At 75.3% G+C, this 2,259-nt stretch carries 1 protein-coding gene; it reads left to right on the forward strand.

Going from position 1 to position 2,259, the window contains the following annotated elements:
- Positions 1-2,259: beta-ketoacyl reductase (locus tag ACVNF4_RS35120; RefSeq protein WP_461806903.1), on the forward strand; the 2,259-nt coding region annotated here is incomplete at both ends.

Here is a 2,259-nt window from a genome sequence, read left to right on the forward strand (position 1 = left end):
CCTGGGCACCGAAGTGACCCTCGCCGCCTGCGACGCGGGCGACCGCGACACCCTCGCCGCCCTGATCGCCGAACACCCGCCGCACGCCGTCGTCCACATCGCCGGCGTCACCGCCCTCACCCGGCTCGCCGACACCACCCCCGAGGGCCTGGCCGAGGCCGCCGCCGGAAAGGCCGACGGCGCCCGCCACCTCGACGAACTGACAGCCCATCTGGACCTGGACGCCTTCGTCCTGTTCTCCTCCGGCGCCGCCGTCTGGGGCGGCGCCCACCAGGCCGCCTACGCCGCCGCCAACGCCCACCTCGACGCCCTCGCCGCCGACCGCCGCGCCCGAGGCCGCACCGCCACCTCCATCGCCTGGGGAAGCTGGGGCGGCGGAGGCATGGTCGACGCCACCACCCAACGCCTCTTCGACCGGCTCGGCCTGCGCGGCATGGACCCGGACACCGCCCTCGCCGCGCTCTTCGACGCGGTCGGCGCAGGCGAGACCACCCTCACCGTCACCGCCATGGACTGGCCGACGTTCGCCGCCGGCTACTCGGCCGCCCGCCGCCGCCCGCTCCTGGACGACATCCCGGAAGCCCAACCCCAGGACGAGACCCCCGCAGGCCTCGCCGAACAGCTCGCCGCCCTCGGCGACCGCGAACGCGACCGGCACCTCCTGCACCTGGTGCGCGGCGCCGTCGCCGCCGCCCTCGGCCACCCCGACCCCGAAGCGGTCCCCGCCACCGGCGCCTTCCGCGACCTCGGCATCGACTCCGTCACCGCCGTCGACCTGCGCAACCGGCTCACCGCCGCCACCGGACTCACCCTCCCGACCACCCTTGCCTTCGACCACCCCACCCCGGCCGCAGTCGCCGCCGAACTCCGCACCCGAGTCCTCGCCACCCCGGCCGCCCCGCGCACCGAGACACGCGCCGACGTCGGTGCCGACGACCTCATCGCCGTCGTCGGCATGGCCTGTCGCTTCCCCGGCGGCGTCCAAAGCCCCGAGGACCTGTGGCGGCTCGTCGCCGAAGGCCGCGACGGCATCGGCGGCTTCCCCACCGACCGGGGCTGGTCCACCACCGTCGACGTCGCCACCGACCGGGGCGGCTTCCTGCCCGAACTGGCCGACTTCGACGCCGCGTTCTTCGGTGTCTCGCCGCGCGAGGCGCTCGCCATGGACCCCCAGCAGCGGCTGCTCCTGGAGGTGTCCTGGGAGGCCCTGGAGCGCACCGGCCTCGACCCCCTCGCCCTGCGCGGCTCCCGCACCGGCGTCTACGTCGGCGCGGGCAACTTCGACTACGCCTCCCTCGCCCTCACCACCGAGGAGGGCAAGGACTACGCCCTGACCGGCTCGGCCGGCAGCGTCGCCTCCGGGCGGATCTCCTACGTCCTCGGTCTGGAGGGGCCCGCCGTCACCGTCGACACCGCCTGCTCCTCCTCCTTGGTCGCCCTGCACAGCGCGGTGCGCGCCCTCACGGAGGACGAGTGCGAACTCGCCCTCGTGGGCGGCGCCGCCGTCATGGCGACCACCACGGCCTTCGAGTCGTTCACCCGACAGGGCGGGCTGGCCGCCGACGGCCGCTGCAAGTCGTTCGCCGACGCCGCCGACGGCACCGGCTGGGGTGAGGGCGTCGGCGTCCTCGTCGTGGAACGGCTCTCCGACGCCCGGCGCAACGGGCACGAGGTGCTGGCGATCGTCCGGGGGTCCGCGATCAACCAGGACGGTGCCTCCAACGGGCTGACCGCGCCGAACGGTCCCTCGCAGCAGCGGGTGATCGGCGCCGCCCTCGCCGCAGCCGGGCTCACCCCCGCCGACGTCGACGCCGTCGAGGCGCACGGCACCGGCACCCGGCTCGGTGACCCCATCGAGGCGCAGGCGCTCCTCGCCGCGTACGGGCAGGACCGCGAACACCCGCTGTACCTCGGCTCGTTGAAGTCGAACATCGGTCACACCCAGGCCGCCGCCGGGGTCGCCGGGGTCATCAAGACGGTCCTCGCCCTGCGTGCGGGTGTCCTGCCGAAGACCCTGCACGTGGACGAGCCGAGCAAGCAGGTCGACTGGAACTCCGGTGCCGTTTCCCTGCTCACCGAGGCACAGCCCTGGCCCGAGACGGGCCGCCCTCGCCGCGCGGCCGTCTCGGCGTTCGGCATCAGCGGGACCAACGCCCACGTCATCCTGGAGCAGGCCCCGCAGCCCGCGCCCGACGAGCGCGCCCGCGTGATGCCCGCCGTCCCCGTCCTGCTGTCCGCCCGCAGCACCACCGCCCTGCG

This window comes from Streptomyces sp. S6 (assembly GCF_054880855.1).